The sequence below is a fragment of the Pseudomonas sp. No.117 genome, assembly GCF_054558395.1.
This window is the reverse complement of the sequence record NZ_BAAJNP010000009.1, coordinates 142,581-165,111: the sequence shown is the minus strand read 5'-3', so window position 1 is coordinate 165,111 and position 22,531 is coordinate 142,581. Positions and strand designations below refer to the sequence as shown.

The window sequence follows — 22,531 nt, the reverse complement described above, 5'->3', positions numbered from 1 at the left end:
CGGGCAACCGGTAGCCTCTTTACGCCTAACGGCTAATTTTCCAGCGTCAAAGAGCCGACAGGATCTCCTCGCAGGTTTCGAAGCGCTGGTCGCGGGCGGCCGGCCAGGGATCGTCGGGCTGGTTGACTTGCAGGGTGGTACAGCCCACCGCCCGGCCACACTCCAGGTCGTAGCGATGATCGCCGACCATCACCAGGCTCCCGGGTGCCACCTGCCACAGGTCGGCCAGCCGCAGCAGGCCGCCCGGATCGGGCTTGGGTGCCGCCTCGTCGCGGCCGAGCACGGCGCCGGGATCGAAACAGTCTTCCAGGCCGATGGCGGCCAGGGTCAGCAGCGCCAGGTCACGGGCATTGCGGGTGAGGATGCCCAGGCGGCAGCCACGGGCGTGCAGGCCACGCACCAGGTCCACGGCACCGGGCGCCGGCTTGGCGGCCACCGCCAGTTCCCGCTCGTGGGCGAACAGCCAGGCATGCTTGGCCTCGCGCTCGGTCGCCGGCAGCTCGGCCAGGTGGTGCAGGATGTCGGCCTGCGCGGGAATGTCCAGGTGCCGGCGAATGGCGGCGAAGTCATGGACGGCGAGGGTCAGGGTGCCATCCAGGTCGAATACCCAGTGGCTGAGGTGACGCAATGTCATGCAGGGATCCTTCGGCAAGGGGTGACCTCCGGGCACTCGGGGGGAACCCTCGTCACCCGCGCTCCGTCTGGTGGAAACAACCACCAGCAAGGAGTCTACCCATGACGACGACCGTTCGGGCGCTACTTTTCGATGTCTTCGGCACCGTGGTGGACTGGCGTGGCAGTCTGATCGAAGGGTTGCAGGGCCTGTCGGCCAGGCATGGCGTCCAGGCCGACTGGGCCAGGCTGGCCGATGCCTGGCGCAGCGAAGCCTACGAGGCCATCCTGCCGCAGATCGCCGCCCGCACCCTGCCCTGGCTGCCCCTCGACGAGGTCCACCGCCTGGCGCTGGACGAACTGCTGCCGCGCCACGGCCTGGTCGGCCTGACCGATGCCGAGGTGGCCTGGATCAATCGCCGTTGGCACCATCTCGACCCCTGGCCCGATGCCGTGCCGGGCCTGCAGCGACTGCGCCAGGGTTATCCGGTGTGCGCCCTGTCCAATGGCAACGTCAGCCTGCTGCTGGACATGGCCCGCCATGCCGGCCTGCCCTGGGACATGCTGTTCGGTGCCGACCTGTTCCAGCGCTACAAGCCGGCTGCGGAGGTGTACCTGGGCGCCTGCGCCCTGCTTGACCTGCAACCCGAGCAGGTGATGCTCTGCGCCGCCCACAATGGCGACCTGCAGGCCGCCCAGGAACTGGGCCTGGCCACCGCCTTCATCCAGCGCCCGCGGGAAAAGGGTCCGGCGGGAGGCGAGGTCGCCATGGGTAACTGGGATCTGCAAGCCAGCGACCTGCAGGACCTGGCCGACCAGCTGGGCCTGCCGCCGTCCCCCCTCCAGGCCGACGAAGACCGGGCCGAGGCCTGAATACGGCGATTGAGGCGCGCCCTGGCGCTTCTGTATCCTGCCGGATACTTTTCGCCAGGGCATTTCCATGGGTTTTCTCGACAAGCTGCGCAAGAAACGTGAACGCCAGGCCCTGGCCGCCCTGCCCCGCCTGCACCAGCGCACCGCGCGCCTGCGTCGCGAGCTGCCCGACTATGAGGTCGGCGCCGGTACCTATGGCGCGCCGCGGGTGTTCGATCTCAAGGAAGGCGCCACCCTGCGCCTGGGGTGCTACACCTCCATCGCCGAAGGGGTGCGCATCCTGCTCGGCGGCCTGCACCGGCTGGACTGGGTCACCACCTATCCCTTTCCCGCCTTCGTCGACGACCTGTCCCATATCGCCGACTACGGCGGAACCCGCGGCGACGTGGTGATCGGCAGCGACTGCTGGATCTGCACCGATGCGCTGATCCTCTCCGGCGTCACCATCGGCCATGGCGCCGTGGTGGCCGCCGGTGCCGTGGTCACCCGCGACGTGCCGCCCTATGCGGTGGTGGGCGGCAATCCGGCCCGCTTCATCAAGTGGCGCTTTCCCGAGGCCACCTGCCAGGCGCTGCTCGACATCGCCTGGTGGGACTGGCCCGAGGCGGAGATCCTCGCCGCCGGCGAACACCTGTGCAGCGCAGATATCGACGGCTTCATCGCCTATGCCCGGGCGCGCCATCCGGCGCCCTGAGTCCGGCTGCCGGAACTCGGAGCCCCAGATCAGGCTCCCCTTCATTAGTCATTCTTTTGAAGGTCATCCATGGAACTGCTCGATCTGCTGCAATGGCCGGCCATGGCCATCACCCTGCTCGCCGCCTGGCTGGTAGCCTCCCAACGCCAGGGCCGACGTAACCTGGGCTTCTGGGTGTTTCTGCTCAGCAACGCCCTGTGGATCGCCTGGGGCCTGCAGGCCGAGGCCTATGCGCTCATCGTGCTGCAGCTGGGCCTGGCGGCGATGAATCTGCGTGGCGTGCGGCGCAACGCCAGCGAGGATGCGGCGGCGACCCTCCCCGAGGGCCCGAGCAGGGCATAATGGCGGGCCCCGCGTCAGACGGCCCAGACCCATGCAGCACAGCGTCACCCCCATCGGCCACGTCCGCTCCTGCTTCAAGGAGAAATTCGCCATCCCCCGCCAGCCGGCCCTGGCCCCGGCCGCCCGCGGCGTACTGGAATTGCTGCCGCCCTTCGACCGCCCCGAAGCGGTCGAAGGGCTGGAGGGCGTCAGCCATGTCTGGCTGCTGTTTCTCTTCCATCAGGCGCTGGAGAGCCAGCCGCGGCTGCGGGTACGGCCGCCGCGCCTGGGCGGTAATAGCTACCTGGGGGTGTTCGCCACCCGCGCCACCCATAGACCCAATGGGATCGGCCAATCGGTGGTCCGCCTCGATGGCATCGAGCCGGGACGGCTGCTGCTCTCGGGCATCGACCTGCTCGATGGCACCCCGGTGCTGGACATCAAGCCCTACGTGCCCTACGCCGACAGTCCCGCCGACGCCCACAACGCCATCGCCGCGGCGCCGCCGCCGGCGCTGAGGGTGAGCTGGGCGGACGCGGCGCGTGCCCAGGCCGAGGCCCATGGCCAGCGCCTCGGCGAGCCCCTGGCCGCGCTGATCGAGCAGTGCCTGGCCCAGGATCCGCGCCCTGCCTATCAGGTACCCGCGCCCGAGCGGCGCTATGGGGTGCGGCTGTGGGACGTGGAGGTGCATTGGCACTATCCGACTGCGGACCAGATCCGGGTATTGGAGGTGACCGCAGCGCCCTGACGTCGCCCCGTTTGCATTCCGGCAGCCGAGGCCCCAACAATGACCTTGCCGGATCGCATGAGGCGATCCGCATCCGGCTACGGTCGCCGTTCGGCCGTATCACCGATAGGGAAACATCTATGGCTCCAAGCAGACAGGTCATCAACGCTCAGGTCAGCCCCAAGGGCAGCCTGGAGACCCTTTCCCAGCGCGAGGTCCAGCAGCTCAGCGCCGCCGGCTCGGGCAACCTCTACCAGCTCTTTCGCCAGTGCGCCCTGGCCATCCTCAACACCGGCGCCCACAGCGACAACGCCAAGACCATCCTCGAGGCCTACCAGGACTTCGAGATCCTCATCCACCAGCAGGACCGCGGCGTCCGCCTGGAGCTGATCAACGCCCCGGCCGATGCCTTCGTCGACGGCGAGATGATCGCCAGCACCCGTGAGATGCTGTTCAGCGCCCTGCGCGACATCGTCTACACCGAGAGCGAGCAGAGCAGCCTGCGCATCGATCTGGAGAGCTCCGAAGGCATCACCGACTACGTCTTCCACCTGCTGCGCAACGCCCGTACCCTGCGCGCCGGCATGGAGCCCAAGATGGTGGTCTGCTGGGGCGGTCACTCCATCAGCACCGAGGAATACAAGTACACCAAGAAGGTCGGCCACGAGCTCGGCCTGCGCAGCCTGGACATCTGCACCGGCTGCGGCCCGGGGGTGATGAAGGGCCCGATGAAGGGCGCCACCATCGCCCACGCCAAGCAGCGCATTCAGTACGGGCGCTACCTGGGCCTCACCGAGCCGGGCATCATCGCCGCCGAGGCGCCCAATCCCATCGTCAACGAACTGGTGATCCTGCCGGACATCGAGAAGCGCCTGGAGGCCTTCGTCCGCGTCGGCCACGGCATCATCATCTTCCCGGGCGGTGCCGGTACGGCGGAGGAATTCCTCTACCTGCTGGGCATCCTCATGCATCCGGACAACCGGGACATCCCCTTCCCGGTGATCCTCACCGGTCCGCAAAGCGCCGCGCCCTACCTGGAGCAGCTGCACGCCTTCATCGGCGCCACCCTGGGCGAAGCCGCCCAGCGTCACTACCAGATCGTGGTCAACGATCCGGTCGAGGTGGCCCGGCAGATGGCGCAGGGGCTCAAGGCGGTCAAGCAGTTCCGCCGCGAGCGCCATGACGCCTTCCACTTCAACTGGCTGCTGCGCATCGAGGAAGGCTTCCAACGCCCCTTCGATCCCACCCACGCCAATATGGCCGCGCTGCAACTGACCCACAGCCTGCCACCCCACGAATTGGCGGCCAATCTGCGCCGGGCCTTCTCCGGGATCGTCGCCGGCAACGTCAAGGCCAAGGGCATCCAGCTGATCGAGGAGCATGGCCCCTACGAGATCCATGGCGATCCCGACATCATGCGCCCGCTGGACCGCTTGCTGCAGGCCTTCGTCGAGCAGCACCGCATGAAGCTGCCGGGCGGCGCCGCCTACGAGCCCTGCTATCGCGTGGTGAGTTAGCGACCTGGGCCTTTCGCCCGCTATCGGCAATCGATGACCGCTCGTCCTTACCCCATATCGACGAACGGTCATCTTTACTAGCACCTTGATATCAAATAGTCGCTAGCTAGCTATCTAGAGCGCTTCGCTTGGCGATCAGGCCGATGCCTTTCGCCACTACGGCCCTAAGTCTGGAAAACCTTGCGCGCTAACCGCTCCAGTCCCGGTTAAAGCCCCTCTTCCCGACGCCGATAGGGCTAGGCAAGCTAAACTCAGAGCGCAGGCTGCCGTCGTGAAAGCCACCCTGGCCGGAGATCCCGCCGGGCCATCTTCACCCAGCCCTGCCGGATTTCCTGCCGAGGCTACGGAATGAATAACTGGCTGGGACTCGAGTTCCTTGTCGCCCCCCTTGCCCAGGACCAGGTGCACCTGCATGGTCAGCACGATGCCTGGCTGGTGGCACTCGCCTATCTGGTCGCGGTCAGCGCCTGTTACGTCACCCTGGTGTTCGCCGAGCGCATCGGCCAGACCCGCACCCTGGCGCGCCGGCGGGCCTGGAGCCTGATGGGCGCCCTGAGCTTCGGCTTCGGCGTCTGGGGCATGCACTTCATCGCCATGCTGGCCTACACCGTGCCCACCCGGGTGCACTACGACCTCTTCATCACCCTGGCGTCGCTGCTGATCGTGGTGCTCGCCGGCCTCATGGCCATGCCCGCCCTGAGTCAGCCCGACCTCACCCTGGGGCAGCGGCTCAAGGCCGGTCTGGTGCTGAGCGTGGGCATCGTGCTGATGCACTACACCGGCATGTCCGCCGTGCACACCGAAGCCGTGGTGCTCTATCGGCCGCTGCCCTTCCTGGGGTCGATCGCCATCGCCGTGGGCGCGAGCTTCGCCGCCCTGCAGCTGATCCAGATCTTCCGGCGCCACTACACCGGCATCTATCGCTGGCTGCGCATGGCCACCGCCCTGGTGATGGGCCTGGCCATCGCGGCCATGCACTTCACCGGCATGTGGTCGATGGTGCTGATCGCACCGACCGCCACCGAGACCACGCTGCAGGGCGCCAGCAATGCCTGGCAACTGGGTGTGGGCATCGCCATCATCGCCCTGCTGCTGGTGGTGGGCGGCCTGGGCGCGGCCTGGGCGGATCGCCAGCTGCAGCGCAAGGAACACGACCTGGAGCGGGTCAACTCCCTGGTCGGCCAGCTCGACGAGGCCCGGGCCTCGCTGCAACAGGCAGCGCACTACGACCCCCTCACCGACCTGCACAACCGACGCGCCTTCAACCAGGCCTTCGCCGAGACCCTCGCCCGCCACGCCCAGCAGGGCCGCAGCCTGGCGGTGATGTTTCTCGACATCGATCATTTCAAGCGCATCAACGACAGCCTCGGCCACGATGCCGGCGACCAGTTGCTGGTCGCCATGGCCAAGATCATTCGCGATGCCGTGCGCGAAGGCGACCTGGTGGCGCGCTTCGGCGGCGACGAATTCTGCATCCTGGCCAGCCTGGCCAATGCCGACGAAGCCCGCCACCTCGCCCAGCGCATCCTGGAGCGCCTGCGCAATCCCATCACCATCGGCAGCCGCCCCCTGGTGATGACCACCAGCATCGGGATCAGCCTCTATCCCCGCGACGGTGGCTGCTGCGAAGAGCTGCTCAAGAGCGCCGACCTCGCGCTCTACCTGTCCAAGGGCAACGGCCGCAACACCTACAGCTTCTTCGACGAGACCCTGCGCGAGAAGATTTCCCTGCAGTTGGAGCTGGAAGCCGAGCTGCGCGAAGCCCTGACCGAAGAACGCGGCCTGCAACTGTATTACCAGCCGATCCTGGACGTCGCCAGCGGCCACCTGGACAAGGCCGAGGCGCTGATCCGCTGGGACCATCCGCGCCTGGGCCTGCTGGCGCCCAACTTCTTCCTCGGCATCGCCGAGGCCAACGGCTTCATCGAGGAACTGGACGCCTGGGTGCTCAAGCGGGCCTGCCGCGACCTGGCCGAGCTGACCGCCGCCGGCCTGGCCGACCTGCGCGTCGCCATCAACTGCTCGGCGCTGAGCCTGAGCAATGACGCCCTGCCGGCCCAGATCGCCTGGCGGCTTGACGACCACTGCCTCTCGCCCCGTCGCCTGGAGCTGGAGGTCACCGAGAATGCCCTGGTCAAGAACGTGCAACCCACCATCGAGGTGCTGCAGCGTATCCGCGACCTGGGCGTGGCGGTCTCCATCGACGATTTCGGCACCGGCTACTCATCGCTGGCCTATCTCAAGCGCCTGCCCATCGACACCGTGAAGATCGACCGCTCCTTCGTCACCGGCCTGGCCGAAGGCAATGCCGATCACCAGATCGTCCAGGCCATCATCGGCATGGCCCGGCCGCTCAAGCTCAAGGTCACCGCAGAGGGCGTCGAGCAACTGGAACAGCTGCGGCTGCTCTGCGCCCTGGGTTGCGACTTCATCCAGGGCTATCACATCAGCCGGCCGGTGCCCCTGGCGCAGGTCGCCGAGGTCGTAAGGTGCTACGCCAGCGGCGTCTGTCCGCTACAGGCCGGAGCCGACGCCCTGGCCATGGCGAAGGCCCTCGGCTAGCGCTGGCGATAGCGTAGCCAGACGCTGCCGTCATCCTGGGCCTCGGCCGAGGCCAGCGTGAGATACAGCGGCTGCTGCCAGGCCTGTTCGGCGATCTCGAAGGACGCCGGGTGGGCACCGCGCCCGTCCACCAGCGGGATGATCAGCACGCTGATCTCATCCACCAGCCCGGCGGCGACGAAGGAGCCGCTGACATGGGGACCGCCCTCCACCACCAGCCGCTCGATACCCAGCTCGGTATTCAGCAGCTCCAGCACCGCGGCCAGATCCAGCTCCCGCTGGCCGCCGAAGACGTAGGAGGCGCCGATGTTCTGCAGGTGGGCCAGGTAGTCGTCGCTCACTCCCTCGGTGAGCACCGCCACCACATGGGAATCCAGGGCCTCGTTCTTTTTCCAGGCCACCTTGCCCTGGGGATCGATGGCGATGGCGTACTTGGCGGCATCGCGCTGGACGAAGTGATGAATACGGGGTATGGGCGCCTGGGCCACGCCCGTGGGATAGCCCTCGCCATGGGCGATCTCTTCCATGGTTACCCGGCCGCAGGCCCAGGCATCGAACTCGAAGCGCTCGGCCAGGCGCTCGTAGGTGGCGTCGGCCTGCTTCTTGAGCGGACGTTCCCAGCCATCGGTGAGCGCGTGGCCGTCGACCGACGACATCATATGGCAGATCACATAGGGCTTCATGGGGGCTCCCGGCAGTGGCGTGTCACCCTGACACGTCCTCCAGCAACCGACCGATCCGCCCCTGGGGGAGTTCAGCACCCCGGCCTGCGGAAACGAAAAACCCGCCGGAGGGCGGGTTTTCGCGGAGCCTGGCGGCGTTACTTCTCGACGAAGGCGCGCTCGATCAGGTAGTCGCCCGGGTCGCCCATGCGCGGCGAGATGGTCAGGCCGAATTCGTTCAGCACGGCACTGGTCTCGTCGAGCATGCTCGGGCTGCCGCAGATCATGGCGCGGTCGTCCTGGGGATTGATCGGCGGCAGGCCGATGTCCTCGAACAGCTTGCCGCTGCGCATCAGGTCGGTCTGGCGACCCTGGTTGCGAAATTCCTCACGGGTGACCAGGGGATAGTAGATCAGCTTCTCGCGGACCAGGTCGCCGATGAACTCGTGCTCGGGCAGGGTCTTGGTGATGAAGTCGGCATAGGCCAGCTCGTTCACGTAGCGCACGCCGTGGACCAGGATGACCTTCTCGAAGCGCTCGTAGGTCTCCGGGTCCTGGATGGTGCTCAGGAAGGGCGCCATGCCAGTGCCGGTGCTCAGCAGGTAGAGATGCTTGGCGGGCTTGAGGTCACTGAGGATCAGCGTGCCGGTGGGCTTGCGGCTGACCATCAGGTTGTCGCCTTCCTTGAGGTGCTGCAGGCGCGAGGTCAGGGGGCCGTCCGGCACCTTGATGCTGAAGAACTCCAGGTGCTCTTCGTAGTTCGGGCTGGCGATGCTGTAGGCACGCATCAGCGGGCGACCGCCCTCGGTTTCCAGGCCGATCATCACGAACTGACCGTTCTCGAAACGCAGGCCCGGATTACGGGTGGTCTTGAAGCTGAACAGGGTGTCGTTCCAGTGATGAACGCTCAGGACGCGCTCGGTGTACAGGTTGCTCATCGATGACTCCAGGAAAAATCGGTACAGCCCGGGGCTGGATAGAAATTGCGCGACAGTTTATAGAGGGGGAAAATATCCGTGAAATGAATAATTCGAATATCGGTTATCCAAAAGGCAGATATGAGATTCACGTTGCGTCAACTCGAGGTCTTCGTCGCCGTGGCGCGCCAGGAAAGCGTTTCCCGGGCAGCCGAGGCGCTCAATCTGTCGCAGTCCGCCACCAGTACCGCCCTGGGCGAACTGGAGCGGCAATTCGATTGCCGGGTATTCGACCGCGCCGGAAAGCGTTTGACGCTCAACGCCCTGGGTCGGCAACTGCTGCCCAAGGCGGTGGCCCTCCTCGACCGCAGCGCCGAGGTGGAAAACCTGCTACGCGGCAAGACCGGTTTCGGCTCCCTGGAAGTGGGCGCCACCCTCACCATCGGCAACTACCTGGCCACCCTGCTGCTGGGCGACTTCATGCAGCGTCATCCCGACTGCCGGGTGCGCCTGCACGTGCACAACACCGCCAGCGTGGTGCAGCGCATCGCCAACCATGACATCGACCTCGGCCTGATCGAAGGCGACTGCCAGCATCCGGACCTGGAGGTGCAGCCCTGGATCGAAGACGAACTGGTGGTGTTCTGCGCGCCTGGGCATAGCCTGGCGGGCAAACGGGCCACCCAGGCTGAACTGGAGTCCCAGGCCTGGATCCTGCGCGAGCAGGGCTCCGGCACCCGGCTGACCTTCGACCAGGCCATGCGACATCACGCCCAGCCGCTGGACGTGCGCCTGGAACTGGAGCACACCGAGGCCATCCTGCGGGCAGTGGAATCGGGGCTGGGCATCGGCTGCCTGTCACGGCTGGCCCTGCGCGACGCCTTCGCCCGCGGCACCCTGGTGCCCATCGACACCCCGACCCTGGACCTGCGCCGGCAATTCTGCTTCATCTGGCACAAGCAGAAGTACCAGACCGGGGCCATGGTCGAATTCCTCGACCTCTGTCGCCAGCTGACCTTGGGCCTCAGTCGCAGCGACCAGATCGACACTGCGCGGCCCCGCACCCCAGGCTGATCACTGGCCCTGGTAGATCCGTCGATTCTCCAGCTCTCGCTGCTCGTGGCGGCGGTGGGCGCGGAGCGCCAGCAGGGCGAGCACGCCGATGACCAGGCGATAGCCCTGGGAATAGAGGTCCAGCTCGGCGGTGGCCGACTCGCCCAGCATGCCGCTGATCAACCGCACCACGAACAGCGTCAGCTGCACGAAAGCCACCAGCAGCAGCCCGGCCGACAGCCATTCCGCGCGACGGAACGCCAGCACGGCGAACAGCGCCAGGGCGAATTGCATACCGCCATACCAGACCCGCGCCTCGGCGACCGACGCCGAATCCATCAGCACCATGCCGCGGGCGTTGGCCATCTCGTAGGGATAGAACCAGTGCGCCAGGGCGAGTCCAAACCAGACCAGGGCCTGCAGACCCAACACCAGACGTGCGAAGCGAAGCTCGGACATTCCCCGTTTCTCCTTGGGGCCAGAGGTGGATGACAGCCGCTCCAGTGTAGCCAGCGCCGGGAGCGATCTGCACTGCCGATGCAGACCGCCGCAGGCGGGTTAGGGTTCGCCGGGAGGGCTGGGGTAAGCTGCAGGTCTCCACCCTTCCGGCTCCCGCCCCCGAGCCCGCCGCCCGAGAGACCGCCATGCCCGCCGCCCTGCCCGCCCAGCCGCCGCTGGTGCTGTCCATCCAGTCCCATGTCGCCTACGGCCACGTCGGCAATGCCGCCGCCACCCTGCCGCTGCAACTGCTCGGCCTGCAGCCGGTGGTGGTCAATACGGTGCAATTCTCCAATCACACGGGTTACGGTGAATTCAAGGGCCAGGTCTTTCCCCCCGAACACATCCACGACGTACTCGACGGCCTGCGCGCCCGCGGCGTGCTGGAGCGCTGCGTCGCGGTGCTGTCCGGCTACCTGGGCGACGCCGCCATCGGCGAGGTGATCCTCGGCGTGGTGCAGGAGATCCGCCGTCAGCGCGGCGACCTGCAGTATCTCTGCGATCCGGTGATGGGCGACGTCGGCCGCGGCATCTTCGTGCGCCCCGGCATCCCCGACTTCCTGCGCCGTCGCGCCATCGAACAGGCCAGCCTGATCACCCCCAACCAGTACGAATTCGAGTTGCTGCACGGCCAGCCGTTGGCCGACACCGCCGCCGCCGTGGCCGCTGCCCGCTTGCTGCTCGGCCGCCCCGGTCAACCGGGCCCCAAGACCATCGTCATCACCAGCCTGCGCACCCCGGATCTGCCGACCGACGTCCTCAGCACCCTGGTGGTGGAGGCCGCGGACGCCTGGCTGGTGCAGACGCCCTACCTGGATCTGCAGCCGCTGCCCAACGGCATGGGCGATGTCTTCTCCGCGGTGCTGCTGGGCCAGTTGCTCAACGGCCAGTCCACGCCCGCCGCCGCGTCCCATGCGGTCAGCGCCCTCTACGCCCTGGTCGCCCGCACCGCCCCCGGCAGCCGCGACCTGCCGCTGATCGCCGCACGCGAGCAGATCGTACGGCCGGGCGAGCTGTTCGAGGCCCAACGGCTGGCGTAGGTCGGGTTGAGCGTTAGCGAAGCCCAAGGGTGTCCCGCTCTGTTGGGCTTCGACGATGGAGCCGTCCCAGCCCAACCTACGAGTCCGCCTATAGGTGAAGGAGGCTTGCGTAGGTTGGGTTGAGCGCAGCGAAGCCCAACGATACCGGCCTCGACCCCGCCTTGTTGGGCTTCGACGATGGAGCCGTCTCAGCCCAACCTACGAGTCCGCCTAGAGGTGAAGGAGGCTTGCGTAGGTTGGGTTGAGCGCAGCGAAGCCCAACGATGCCGGCCTCGACCCCATCCTGTTGGGCTTCGACGATAGAGCCGTCTCAGCCCAACCTACGAATCCACCTAGAGGCAAAGGGGAGCTTGCGTAGGTTGGGTTGAGCGCAGCGAAGCCCAACGATGGCGGCCTCGACCCCGCCCTGTTGGGCTTCGACGATGGAGCCGTCTCAGCCCAACCTACGGCTGCTCCGCCCCCTCTCCCCCTGGGAGAGGGCTGGGGTGAGGGAAACCCCAACCTCGAACCCTCACGACGACTGCATATGCCGCTCTCGCAGTTCCTGGCGCTCCTTGGCCTCCACGCTCAGGGTCGCGGTGGGCCTTAGCAGCAGGCGAGCCAGGCCTATGGGCTCGCCGGTCTCCGCGCACCAGCCGTAGTCCTCACGCGCCAGGCGCTCCAGAGCCTCGTCGATCTTGTCCAGCAGCTTCTTCTCCCGTTCCAGCTGGCGCAGTTGCCACTGGCGTTCCTGCTCGGCATTGCCGATGTCAGCCGGATCGCCGTGGGTGTCCAGGCCGCGCAGGTCTTCCACCTGCTCGTCGATCAGGCGCTGCAGATCGCCACGCTGGGTCAGCAGCAACTGGCGAAAGAATGCGCGCTGGACCTCGTTCATGTAGTCCGCAGCAGGTTGCGCCAGCAGTTCTTCAGGGGTCATCGACCAGCCCTCCATCCACAAATGTTATAGTATAACACTTGTTAGCGGCTCTAGCCCGCCCCTGCCAGCCGTAGAATCCATCACAAAAATTCCGTAGTGCCTCAGCCCAAACCACTACACAAAGGCAAAAGCCTGTGCGAAAGTAGCGCCACAACCTGTATGACAACCTTACAACCACAAGAGCAGGTCTCCATGTTCGCCAAGGTTCCCGCCAATGTCCTGAGCGACAATGTCGCTCAGCAGCTGCTGGACAAGATCGAAGCCGGCGTCTTCGCCCCCGGCAGCAAGATCCCCAGCGAAGCCCTGCTCTCCGAAGCCTTCGGCGTCAGCCGTACCGTGGTGCGCGAGGCCATCTCCCGCCTGAAGAACGAAGGCGTGCTGCAGCCCCAGCAGGGTCGCGGCATCTTCGTCACCGCTCACGCCAGCATCCGTCCGCTGCGTATCGACGCCGACGAAGCCAGCCTGCCCGGCAGCGTCTTCCACCTGCTGGACCTGCGTCGTGCCATCGAGGCCGAAATCGCCTCCGAAGCCGCCATCAACCGCAGCGAGACCGATCTGGTCGCCATCGACGAGGCCCTGGCCGCCATCGACGAAGAGGTGGCCGACGGCCATGACGGCGTACGCGCCGACGTGGCCTTCCATCGCACCATCGCCCAGGCCACCGGCAATCCCTACTTCATCAGGACCCTGGAATTCGTCAGCCAGTACCTGGAGACGGCCACCCGCATCACCCGCACCAACGAGGCGCGGCGCGAGGACTTCTCCCGTCAGGTGCACGAAGAACACCAGGCCATCGTCGCCGCCATTCGCCTCGGCGATCCCCTGGCCGCCGCCAACGCCGCCCGCCAGCACATCTACAACGCCGCCCGCCGCCTGCGGCAGGCCGGCTTCGCCTGACCTTTTTACGGAGAACAACAAGATGCAAGACAACGTCGGTGTCATCGGCCTCGGGGCCATGGGTCTGGGCGTCGCCCGTTCGCTGCTGCGGGCCGGCTTCGCCGTGCATGCCTGCGACGTGCGCGCCAGCGTGCTGGAAGCCTTCGCCAGCGAAGGCGGCGTGGCCTGCACCTCGCCTGCGGGCCTGGCCGACAGCTGCGACATCCTCATCACCGTGGTGGTCAACGCCGAGCAGACCGAAGCCGTGCTGTTCGGTGAAGGCGGCGCCGCCTCTGCCCTGCGTCCGGGCAGCCTGGTGATCGCCTGCGCCACCGTGGCCCCGGCCTACGCCGTCGAGCTGGGCGAGCGCCTGGCCGAGCGCGGCATCCTGCTGCTGGACGCCCCGCTGTCCGGGGGCGCCGCCAAGGCCGCCAGTGGCGAGATGACCATGATGACCTCCGGCACCGCGGAAGCCTATGCCAAGGGCGAAGCGGTCCTGGCCGCCATGGCCGGCAAGGTCTATCGCCTGGGCGACGCGCCCGGCCAGGGTTCCAAGGTCAAGATCATCAACCAGCTCCTGGCCGGGGTGCACATCGCCGCCTCCGCCGAGGCCATGGCCCTGGGCCTGCGCGAAGGCGTCGATCCGGAGGCCCTCTACGAGGTCATCACCCACAGCGCCGGCAATTCCTGGATGTTCGAGAATCGCGTGCCGCACATCCTCAAGGCCGACTACACCCCGCTGTCCGCCGTGGACATCTTCGTCAAGGACCTGGGCCTGGTGCTGGATACCGCGCGCACCTCGAAATTCCCGCTGCCGCTGTCGGCCACCGCCCACCAGATGTTCATGCAGGCCTCCACCGCCGGCTTCGGTCGTGAAGACGACTCGGCGGTGATCAAGATCTTCCCGGGCATCGAGCTGCCCAAGGCCGCGGAGTGATCCCGATGAGCGCGACCGAGACCCGCCCGCTGCTGGGCTGCATCGCCGACGACTTCACCGGCGCCACCGATCTCGCCAACATGCTGGTGCGCGGCGGCATGCGCACCGTGCAGGTGATCGGCGTGCCCGCTGCCGACGCCGAACTGGAAGCCGCCGACGCCGTGGTAGTGGCGCTGAAATCCCGCACCACGCCGGCGGCCGAGGCGGTGAGCGAATCCCTGGCCGCCCTCGCCTGGCTGCGCCAGCGTGGCTGCCGGCAGTTCTTCTTCAAGTACTGCTCCACCTTCGACTGCACCGCGGAAGGCAACATCGGCCCGGTGGCCGAGGCCCTGCAGGAGGCGCTGGACTGCGACTTCACCCTGGCCTGCCCGGCCTTCCCGGAGACTGGCCGCACCCTGTTCCGTGGCCACCTGTTCGTGCAGGACCAGCTGCTCAGCGAATCCGGCATGCAGCACCACCCGCTGACGCCCATGAGCGATGCCAACCTGGTGCGGGTGCTGCAGGCCCAGAGTCGCGGCAAGGTAGGGCTGCTGCGCTACGACCAGGTTGCCCAGGGTCCCGAGGCCGTGCGCGCCGCCATCGCCGAGCTCCGAACTTCGGGTCATCGTCTGGCCATCGCCGATGCCCTGTCCGATGCCGATCTGCACACCCTGGGCGCGGCCTGTGCCGAGCTGCCCCTGGTCACCGGTGGTTCGGGCATCGCCCAGGGCCTGCCGGAGAATTTCCGCCGCGCCGGCCTGCTGCAGGCGCATGACGCCGCCGCCCTGGAGCTGCCCGCCGGTGGCGAAGCCGTACTGGCCGGCAGCGCCTCCCAGGCCACCAATGGCCAGGTCGCCGCCTGGCTGGAAGCCGGTCGCCCAGCCCTGCGCCTCGACCCCCTGGCCCTTGCCCAAGGTGACGACACCATCGACGCCGCCCTCGCCTGGGCGCGCGAGCAGGCCCATGCCGTGCTGATCTATGCCACCAGCCCCGCCGACGAGGTCAAGGCCATCCAGCGCGAGCTGGGCGTGGCGCGCGCCGGAGAACTGGTGGAACGCGCCCTCGGCCTGATCGCCCGCGGCCTGTTCGACAGCGGCGTACGCCGTCTGGTGGTGGCCGGTGGCGAGACCTCCGGCGCCGTGGTCCAGGCCCTGGGCGTACAGGCCCTGCGCATCGGCGCCCAGATCGATCCGGGCGTGCCGGCCACCCTCGGCCAGGTACAGGGCGAACCCCTGGCCCTGGCGCTCAAGTCCGGCAACTTCGGCAGCCGCGACTTCTTCGCCAAGGCCCTGCGCCAGCTGGCGGGAGAACAGCCATGAGCGTCGAAGCCCGGCTACGCGAAGAGATCTGCACCGTCGGCGCCAGCCTCTATGCCCGCGGCTACACCGTGGGCAGCGCCGGCAACATCAGCGCCCGCCTGGAAGACGGCTGGCTGATCACCCCCACCGATGCCTGCCTGGGTCGCCTGGATCCGGCCGCCATCGCCAAGGTCGGCCTGAACGGCGACTGGGTCTCCGGCGACAAGCCGTCCAAGACCCTGGCCCTGCATCGCCAGGTCTATGACCGCAATCCCGGCGTGGGCGGCGTGGTGCATACCCACTCCACCCATCTGGTAGCCCTGACCCTGGCCGGCGTCTGGCGCCCGGACGACATCCTGCCGCCCATCACCCCCTACCAGGTAATGAAGGTCGGTCATATCCCGCTGATTCCCTACGCCCGCCCCGGCGCCGCCAGCGTCGCCGAGCAGGTGGCGCAACTGGCCAACCGGGTCCGCGGCGTGATGCTCGAACGCCTCGGTCCGGTGGTCTGGGAAAGCAGCGTGAGCAAGGCCAGCTTCGCCCTGGAGGAGCTGGAAGAAACCGCGCGGCTGTGGCTGCTGACCGAGCCGCGCCCGGCGCCGCTGGATGCCGCCGCGCTGGCCGAACTGGCGGAGACCTTCGGCGCCGTCTGGTGACCTGAAGCCCGCGTTACCGCAATACCCCCACGATGGCCCTCGTTGGCCGTCGCGGGATCGGCTTGCCCTGGAAAAACAACAATAGCGAGGAAAGTGCCATGTCCCACGTCGTCAGCCCCATCCGCCCGGAGTCCCGTTCATGAGTCCGTTGCTGCTGGTCCTCATCGCCGCGGCGGGCATCGCCCTGCTGCTGTTCCTGGTTCTCAAGTACAAATTCCAGCCCTTCGTGGCGCTGATGCTGGTGAGCATCCTGGTGGCCCTGGCCGCTGGGGTCGAGCCGTCCAAGCTGGTGGCGACCATCGAAGGCGGCATGGGCAAGATCCTCGGCCACATCGCCATCATCATCGCCTTGGGCGCCATGATCGGTCGCATCATCGAACTCTCCGGTGGCGCCGAGGCCCTGGCCAAGACGCTGATCGAGCGCTTCGGCAACCGACGCACGCCGCTGGCGCTGACCCTGGCCGGCTTCCTGGTCGGCATCCCGGTGTTCTTCGAGGTCGGTGTGATCGTGCTGATGCCGCTGGCCTATGGCATCGCCCGCACTGCGCGCAAGCCGCTGATCATCTTCGCCCTGCCGATGTGCGCCACCATGCTCACCGTGCACGCCATGCTGCCGCCCCACCCGGGCGCCGTGGCCGCCGCCGGCCAGTTGGGCGCCGACCTGGGTCGGGTGCTGCTGTTCGGCCTGCCGATCACCGCCGTGCTGGCCCTGATCGGCTGGTGGGTGGCCGGGCGCATGACCCGTCGTCACTACCCCATGACCGACGATATCCGTAGCGACGTCTATGGTCCGCAGATCACCGACACCCACCTGCAGCAGTGGGGCCGCGGCCAGGACATGGCCCCCGGCCTGCCCAGCCTCGGCGCCGCTGCGGTCAAGGTCGACGAGACCCCGGCCGGCCTCGCCGCCGGTCTGCCGCCCGCCCCGGCGCCCGGCTTCGGTCTGGTAGTGACCCTGATCCTGCTGCCCATCGTGCTGATCCTGCTGGGTACCCTGGCCACCAGCTGGCTGCCCGCCGGCAACCTGCTGCGCGACATCCTCACCGTGGTCGGCGCGCCCCTGGTAGCCCTGCTGATCGACACCCTGCTGTGCGCCTATGTGCTGGGCTTCCGCCGCGGCTGGTCGCGCGAGCAGGTCTCGGACGTCATCGGCTCGGCGCTGCCCGGCGTAGCCATGGTCATCCTCATCGCCGGTGCCGGCGGCGTCTTCGGCAAGGTGCTGGTGGACACCGGCATCGGCGCGGTGGTCTCGGAGCTGCTGCGCGCCACCGGCCTGCCGGTGCTGGCGCTGGGCTTCGTGCTGACCCTGCTGCTGCGCGCGGTCCAGGGCTCCACCACCGTGGCCCTGGTCACCACCGCCGGCATCCTCGGCCCGCTGATCGCCACCCTGGACCTCTCGGCCAACCACATGGCCCTGCTGTGCCTGGCCATGGGCGCCGGCGGCCTGGCCGTGTCGCACATCAACGACGCCGGCTACTGGATCTTCACCAAGCTGGTCGGCCTGAGCGTCGCCGACGGCTTGCGTACCTGGACCGTCTTGACCACGCTGTTGGGTGTCCTGGGCTTCGCCATCACCCTGCTGCTCTGGCCCTTCGTCTGACTTAGGAAATCGCCATGCCCCGTTTCGCCGCCAACCTCAGCATGCTCTACCCCGAGCAGGCCTTCCTCGACCGCTTCGCCGCTGCCGCGGCGGATGGCTTCCAGGCCGTGGAATACCTCTTTCCCTACGAGCACGCCGCCGCCGAGATCAAGACGCGCCTGGACGGTGCCGGCCTGACCCAGGTGCTGTTCAACGCGCCACCCGGTGACTGGGCGGCCGGCGAACGCGGCCTGGCCGCCCTGCCCGGCCGCGAGGCCGAATGCCGCGCCGGCATCGACCGCGCCCTGGACTACGCCGCGGTGCTGGGCAATCGCCTGGTCCACGTCATGGCCGGCCTGCTGCCGGCCGGGGTCGACCGGGCCCGCGCCCGTGACACCTACCTGGGCAACCTGGCCCACGCCGCCGAACAAGCGGCCAAGGCCGGGGTGACGATCCTCATCGAGCCGATCAACCCGCGCGACATGCCCGGCTACTTCCTCAATCGCCAGGACGACGCCCAGGCCATCCGCCAGGCCATAGGCGCTGACAATCTCAAGGTGCAGTTCGACTGCTACCACTGCCAGATCGTCGAGGGTGACATCAGCAAGACCTTCGAGCGCGACTTCGCCGGCATCGGCCATGTGCAGATCGCCGGCGTCCCCGACCGCCACGAACCGGACCTGGGCGAGCTCCATTACCCCTACCTGTTCGAGCGCTTCGACGCCCTCGGCTACGACGGCTGGATCGGCTGCGAGTACCGCCCCCGCGGCGATACCTCGGCGGGTTTGGAGTGGTTGCGCAAGCTCAGGGCGTAAGCCGACCTCCCACGCTGCCTGCACCCCCGTTGAGCTGCGACGAAAGAACCGTCTCAACCCAACCTACCCTCCCATAGGTTGGGCTGAGCAACGCGAAGTCCAACAGCTCACCCTTCCAGCTTGCAGGGCGGACAACGGCGCAGCCTTGTCCACCTTCATGCACCGTGCCCGGTGGAAAACGCTACGCGGTTTTCCACGCTACGGATCTGAGCCCGACATTCTGCACTGCCTGCGCCCCCGCTGGGCTTCGACAAAAGAGCTGTCTCAACCCAACCTACGATCGGACTTGTAGGGTGGACAACGGCGTAGCCTTGTCCACCGCCAGGCACCTGGGCCCAGTGGAAAACGCTGCGCGGTTTTCCACGCTACGTATCTATCGTGGACGGCCATGGCCGCGCTAAAAACGCCTACACCTCCACCACCGCCAACGGCTGCCCCAGCCGCCGGCGAAACTCCTCCAGGAACGCCGGAGCGAAAGCCCGGGCCGGCCAGTGGTTGAAGATGAAGCCCAGGTCGGAAAAGGCGCAGGGCTGGGGGAAGTCGAAGCCATTGATGTCGTCTTCGTGATCGCATTCCGGACAGGCGAAGTTGTCGCTTTCCGCCGGCATCCAGACTTCCAAATGCTCGAACAGCGCCTCGCCGATCTCGCGACGGCAGGCAGGGCACCGCGCCCGCCCCTCGAAGCCGTCCAGCGGGGTGAAGATGCAGCGCTCGGTGACGATCTCCAGACCGCCGTCGGCATAGTCGCGCGGATCGTCCATGCCTGGCGTCAGGCGCAGCACCTCGGTCAGCCGCGGCCCCGGCGCATGGCCACGGCGGCCACGGCTGGGCAGGCAGGGCGAAGCCTCGGCTGCGACCACGCCGGAGGCGGCGAGCCAGCCAAGGATTTCCACCGCCGTGCGTTCCACCCGCGGATGGCTGGAGATGCGGGGAGCGAGGATGGTCTGGCGCAAGGTCATGGAGCGTGGGTCTCGAAGGCAGGGGCGCGCAGCTTAATCCCCTGCTCGCCCCGCGCCCAGAGCTGCTAAGGTGAGGCCGACGAAAGCCACAGAAAGCGCCCCATGTTCAAGGACCCCTTCGCCCGCCTCGGTCTCGACCGCGAGGTGCTCAGCGTCAGCCAGCTCAACAGCCGCGCCCGGGTGCTGCTGGAGGACGTCTTCGCCCAGGTCTGGGTCGAGGGCGAGATCTCCAACCTGGCCAAGCCCGCCTCGGGCCATCTCTATTTCACCCTCAAGGACGGCCAGGCCCAGGTGCGTTGCGCGCTGTTCCGCCAGCACGCCAGCCGGGTGCGCCAGGCGCTGCGTGACGGCCTGGCGGTCAAGGTGCGCGGCAAGGTCTCGCTGTTCGAAGGCCGTGGCGACTACCAGCTGATCCTCGACAGCGTCGAACCAGCCGGCGATGGCGCCCTGCGCCTGGCCTTCGAAGCGCTCAAGGAGCGCCTGGCCGCCGAGGGCCTGTTCGCCGCCGAACGCAAGCGCGCGCTGCCCGCCCATCCGCAACGCATCGGCATCGTCTCCTCGCCGACCGGCGCGGTGATCCGCGACATCATCAGCGTGTTCAAGAGACGCGCGCCCCAGGTGGAGCTGACCCTGATCCCCACCGCCGTCCAGGGTCGCGAGGCCACCGCCCAGATCGTCCGCGCCCTGCAGCTGGCCGATCGCCAGGGCTTCGATGCGCTGATCCTGGCGCGCGGCGGCGGCTCCCTGGAAGACCTCTGGTGCTTCAACGAAGAACCCGTGGCCCGCGCCCTGGTCGCCTGCCAGACCCCGGTGGTGAGCGCCGTGGGCCACGAGACCGACGTCTCCATCGCCGATTTCGTCGCCGATGTCCGCGCCCCGACCCCGTCGGCGGCGGCGGAACTGCTGGCGCCCCATAGCGCCGACCTGCGCCAGCGGCTGGACGGCCTGCAGCGCCAGTTGCTCTTGCGCATGCGCGAACGCCTGGCCCGCGAGCGCCTGCGCCTGGAAGCCTGCAGCCGCCGCCTGCGCCACCCCGGCGAGCGGCTGCGCCAGCAGGCCCAGCGCCTGGATGACCTGGACCTGCGTCTGCGGCGTGCCTACGTCATCGCCCAGAATCGCCGCCGCGATCGCCTGGCGCATCTGGAGACCCGTCTCGCCGGCCAACACCCCGGGCGCCAGCTGGCCCAGCTGCGCCAACGCCTGGAGCTACTAGCCGAGCAATTGCCACGGGTCATGCAGCGGCAATTGAAAGAGCGCCAGCAGCGCCTGGCCGTTGCGGTGCAGACCCTGCAGATCGTCAGCCCCCTGGCGACCCTGGGTCGCGGCTACAGCATCCTGCTCGACGAACGTGGCCAGGCGGTGCGGTCCGCCGCTGAGGTCGCCAATGGGCAAAGGCTCACCGCCAGACTCGCCCAGGGCGAATTGGCGGTGCGGGTACTGGACAATCATCAGGAACCGACCACTCTGTCTCTGTTGGACTAATCGGTCCAACCCGGACCGATGGTGGCACGCATCTTGAACCCTCGGTCAGGATTTTCCCTACCGAGGCTCTCCATGCACGTCCTTCTGCGTTCCTCCCTGTTGCCCCTCGCCGCCACCCTGCTGGCCGGTGCCGCCCACGCCGCCACCGCGCCTGCACCGGTGCAACCCAAGGTCATGATCGTGGCGATGTTCGCCCCCGAGGCCCAGACCTGGATCGATCGCCTCAAGCTCACCCGCAAGATCGCCGTCGACGGCCTCTCCGCCGACTATCCCAATGTGCTCTGCAATGAGGCACGGGTGTGCCTGATGACCACCGGAATGGGGCATACCAACGCCGCCGCCTCGACCCTGGCATTGACCCTGTCGCCCAAGCTCGACTTGCGCAAGACCTATTTCCTGGTCGCCGGCATTGCCGGGATCAGCCCCAAGGAAGGCACCCTGGGCACCACCGCCTGGGCGCGCTACCTAGTGGACTTCGGTATCCAGTGGGAACTGGACTCGCGTGACGTACCCAAGGACTGGCCGACCGGCTACCTGGGCATCAATACCCGCGGTCCTGGCGAGAAGCCGCCGCTGGACTACAAGACCGAGGTGTTCGAACTCAATGTGCAGCTAAGAGACAAGGCCTATGCCCTGTCGCGTCAGGCCGAGCTGACCGAGAGCGCGGAATCCAAGGCCTGGCGCCAACGCTACGACTACGCTCCGGCCAACCAGCCGCCGGTGGTGACCCGTTGCGACACCCTGGCCGGCGACACCTGGTATTCCGGTACCCGCCTTTCCGAGCGGGCCGAGGAATGGACGCGCCTGCTGACCAATGGCGAGGGTCGCTACTGCACCACCCAGCAGGAAGACAACGCTACCTACGAGGCGCTACTGCGCGCCAGCCGCCTGGGCAAGGTCGACCTGCAACGCCTGGCGGTGGTCCGCGCCGGTTCGGACTTCGACCGTCCTGCCAAGGGCGCCTCCGAGGTGGACAACCTGCTCGACTACGCCAAGCAGGGCGGCTTCGCCCCGGCGCTGGAGAATCTCTATCGCACCGGCAATCCCTTGGTGCAGGAGATCGTCGAGCACTGGGACACCTGGCAGAAGGGCGTTCCCGCGAGCTAAGAGCCTGCTCATCACTTGCTACGCGTCAGCCAAACTACGTCGAAAAGCCCTTCGGAATGCTCATTTACCCTGGGTAAACCCGAACGCAGGTCCGATCCGCTTCCTCAGGCCTTTTCTTCTTGTTTGGCCCTAGCTCTCGAGCTTATGAACAGGCTCTAAGAGCTACTGCGCCCGCTCCGTCCCCTGCGGTGTCGCCTGGGACGGATTGGCGGTGTCCGGCGACCGCGGTGCCAGCAGGTCCTTGTTGGTCTGCTCCACCGTCCGCCCCGGGGATTGGGTGGCGGGATCGCTGCCCGGGGCGCTCTTCTGCACCACCTCGCTGCGCTGGGGTGGCGGCGTTTCCGGTGGCTTGTCGCAGCCGGCGAGCAGGGCGCTCAGGGTCAGCAGGGCCAGGCTGCTGGTGACGAAACGGGGCATGGTCTTCTCCTCTGAGGTTTCAAGGATGACTCCC

General features: G+C 67.6%; 23 protein-coding genes. 16 read left to right on the top strand and 7 right to left on the bottom strand.

Going from position 1 to position 22,531, the window contains the following annotated elements; translation table 11 throughout:
• Positions 1-46 precede the first annotated feature (46 nt).
• On the bottom strand, positions 47-634 hold the full coding sequence (locus ACYJP6_RS21750; protein WP_459477755.1) for an HAD family hydrolase: 588 nt from the start codon (positions 632-634) through the stop codon (positions 47-49).
• Between the two features lie 101 nt (positions 635-735).
• Between ACYJP6_RS21750 and ACYJP6_RS21745 the strand changes: the two genes are divergently transcribed.
• The 6 genes from ACYJP6_RS21745 to ACYJP6_RS21720 all read left to right on the top strand — a co-directional run bounded on the left by ACYJP6_RS21745 (position 736) and on the right by ACYJP6_RS21720 (position 7,306).
• Positions 736-1,485 (top strand): haloacid dehalogenase type II, encoded by a 750-nt coding sequence (locus tag ACYJP6_RS21745; protein ID WP_459477753.1) that lies wholly within the window; start codon positions 736-738, stop codon positions 1,483-1,485.
• Between the two features lie 67 nt (positions 1,486-1,552).
• Positions 1,553-2,179: a CatB-related O-acetyltransferase gene (locus ACYJP6_RS21740; RefSeq protein WP_459477751.1), complete on the top strand. Its 627-nt coding sequence runs from the start codon at positions 1,553-1,555 to the stop codon at positions 2,177-2,179.
• A gap of 69 nt (positions 2,180-2,248) precedes the next feature.
• Entirely contained in the window at positions 2,249-2,521 is a 273-nt protein-coding gene (locus ACYJP6_RS21735) for a hypothetical protein (protein ID WP_459477749.1), read from the top strand.
• A 31-nt stretch (positions 2,522-2,552) separates the two neighbouring features.
• Positions 2,553-3,248 carry a tRNA (N6-threonylcarbamoyladenosine(37)-N6)-methyltransferase TrmO gene (gene tsaA / locus ACYJP6_RS21730; protein ID WP_459477747.1) on the top strand — a complete coding sequence of 232 codons (696 nt, stop codon included), beginning with the start codon at positions 2,553-2,555 and terminating at the stop codon, positions 3,246-3,248.
• A gap of 119 nt (positions 3,249-3,367) precedes the next feature.
• On the top strand, positions 3,368-4,744 hold the full coding sequence (gene ppnN / locus ACYJP6_RS21725) for a nucleotide 5'-monophosphate nucleosidase PpnN (protein WP_459477745.1): 1,377 nt from the start codon (positions 3,368-3,370) through the stop codon (positions 4,742-4,744).
• Between the two features lie 348 nt (positions 4,745-5,092).
• Positions 5,093-7,306: a putative bifunctional diguanylate cyclase/phosphodiesterase gene (locus ACYJP6_RS21720; protein WP_459477743.1), complete on the top strand. Its 2,214-nt coding sequence runs from the start codon at positions 5,093-5,095 to the stop codon at positions 7,304-7,306.
• On the opposite strand, the gene ACYJP6_RS21715 is transcribed toward ACYJP6_RS21720, so the two are convergent.
• Positions 7,303-7,989: a dihydrofolate reductase family protein gene (locus ACYJP6_RS21715; RefSeq protein ID WP_459477741.1), complete on the bottom strand. Its 687-nt coding sequence runs from the start codon at positions 7,987-7,989 to the stop codon at positions 7,303-7,305. The two genes, ACYJP6_RS21720 and ACYJP6_RS21715, sit on opposite strands and share 4 nt — an antisense overlap.
• Before the next feature lie 137 nt (positions 7,990-8,126).
• Positions 8,127-8,906, bottom strand: a complete 780-nt coding sequence (fpr, locus tag ACYJP6_RS21710; protein ID WP_058760032.1) for a ferredoxin-NADP reductase — start codon at positions 8,904-8,906, stop codon at positions 8,127-8,129.
• A 120-nt stretch (positions 8,907-9,026) separates the two neighbouring features.
• Between fpr and ACYJP6_RS21705 the strand changes: the two genes are divergently transcribed.
• Positions 9,027-9,959, top strand: a complete 933-nt coding sequence (locus tag ACYJP6_RS21705; RefSeq protein ID WP_459477739.1) for a LysR family transcriptional regulator — start codon at positions 9,027-9,029, stop codon at positions 9,957-9,959.
• Here the strand turns inward: ACYJP6_RS21705 and ACYJP6_RS21700 are convergent, their stop codons facing one another.
• Positions 9,960-10,397, bottom strand: a complete 438-nt coding sequence (locus ACYJP6_RS21700; RefSeq protein WP_077172295.1) for a DUF4345 family protein — start codon at positions 10,395-10,397, stop codon at positions 9,960-9,962.
• 185 nt (positions 10,398-10,582) lie between these two features.
• On the opposite strand from ACYJP6_RS21700, the gene pdxY reads away from it, so the two are divergent.
• Positions 10,583-11,476, top strand: coding sequence for a pyridoxal kinase PdxY (gene pdxY / locus ACYJP6_RS21695; protein WP_459477736.1), 894 nt, complete (start codon positions 10,583-10,585; stop codon positions 11,474-11,476).
• A gap of 511 nt (positions 11,477-11,987) precedes the next feature.
• On the opposite strand, the gene dksA is transcribed toward pdxY, so the two are convergent.
• Positions 11,988-12,392, bottom strand: a complete 405-nt coding sequence (dksA, locus tag ACYJP6_RS21690; protein WP_459477735.1) for an RNA polymerase-binding protein DksA — start codon at positions 12,390-12,392, stop codon at positions 11,988-11,990.
• 192 nt (positions 12,393-12,584) lie between these two features.
• On the opposite strand from dksA, the gene ACYJP6_RS21685 reads away from it, so the two are divergent.
• The 6 genes from ACYJP6_RS21685 to otnI all read left to right on the top strand — a co-directional run bounded on the left by ACYJP6_RS21685 (position 12,585) and on the right by otnI (position 18,532).
• On the top strand, positions 12,585-13,289 hold the full coding sequence (locus tag ACYJP6_RS21685) for a FadR/GntR family transcriptional regulator (RefSeq protein ID WP_007163085.1): 705 nt from the start codon (positions 12,585-12,587) through the stop codon (positions 13,287-13,289).
• 22 nt (positions 13,290-13,311) lie between these two features.
• Positions 13,312-14,205: an L-threonate dehydrogenase gene (gene ltnD / locus ACYJP6_RS21680; RefSeq protein WP_459477733.1), complete on the top strand. Its 894-nt coding sequence runs from the start codon at positions 13,312-13,314 to the stop codon at positions 14,203-14,205.
• Positions 14,206-14,210: 5 nt separating this feature from the next.
• Positions 14,211-15,503 (top strand): 3-oxo-tetronate kinase, encoded by a 1,293-nt coding sequence (otnK, locus tag ACYJP6_RS21675; RefSeq protein ID WP_459477731.1) that lies wholly within the window; start codon positions 14,211-14,213, stop codon positions 15,501-15,503.
• Positions 15,500-16,138 carry a 3-oxo-tetronate 4-phosphate decarboxylase gene (gene otnC / locus ACYJP6_RS21670; protein WP_042138545.1) on the top strand — a complete coding sequence of 213 codons (639 nt, stop codon included), beginning with the start codon at positions 15,500-15,502 and terminating at the stop codon, positions 16,136-16,138. The genes otnK and otnC overlap by 4 nt, the downstream gene beginning before the upstream one ends.
• Positions 16,139-16,277: 139 nt before the next feature.
• Positions 16,278-17,738 (top strand): GntT/GntP/DsdX family permease, encoded by a 1,461-nt coding sequence (locus ACYJP6_RS21665; protein ID WP_459477729.1) that lies wholly within the window; start codon positions 16,278-16,280, stop codon positions 17,736-17,738.
• A gap of 14 nt (positions 17,739-17,752) precedes the next feature.
• Entirely contained in the window at positions 17,753-18,532 is a 780-nt protein-coding gene (gene otnI, locus ACYJP6_RS21660; RefSeq protein WP_459477727.1) for a 2-oxo-tetronate isomerase, read from the top strand.
• Positions 18,533-18,939: 407 nt separating this feature from the next.
• Here the strand turns inward: otnI and ACYJP6_RS21655 are convergent, their stop codons facing one another.
• Positions 18,940-19,491 carry a hypothetical protein gene (locus ACYJP6_RS21655; RefSeq protein WP_058793045.1) on the bottom strand — a complete coding sequence of 184 codons (552 nt, stop codon included), beginning with the start codon at positions 19,489-19,491 and terminating at the stop codon, positions 18,940-18,942.
• Positions 19,492-19,593: 102 nt separating this feature from the next.
• Here ACYJP6_RS21655 and xseA point away from each other — a divergent pair, with 102 nt between their 5' ends.
• Together xseA and ACYJP6_RS21645 are read left to right on the top strand one after the other, a co-directional pair.
• Positions 19,594-20,973 (top strand): exodeoxyribonuclease VII large subunit, encoded by a 1,380-nt coding sequence (gene xseA, locus ACYJP6_RS21650; protein ID WP_459477725.1) that lies wholly within the window; start codon positions 19,594-19,596, stop codon positions 20,971-20,973.
• A gap of 72 nt (positions 20,974-21,045) precedes the next feature.
• The gene (locus ACYJP6_RS21645; RefSeq protein ID WP_459477723.1) at positions 21,046-22,080 is read left to right on the top strand and encodes a purine-nucleoside phosphorylase; all 1,035 of its coding nucleotides are present in this window, start codon (positions 21,046-21,048) and stop codon (positions 22,078-22,080) included.
• 162 nt (positions 22,081-22,242) lie between these two features.
• Here ACYJP6_RS21645 and ACYJP6_RS21640 read toward each other — a convergent pair whose 3' ends face one another.
• Positions 22,243-22,497 carry a hypothetical protein gene (locus tag ACYJP6_RS21640; protein ID WP_459477721.1) on the bottom strand — a complete coding sequence of 85 codons (255 nt, stop codon included), beginning with the start codon at positions 22,495-22,497 and terminating at the stop codon, positions 22,243-22,245.
• Positions 22,498-22,531: the final 34 nt, after the last annotated feature.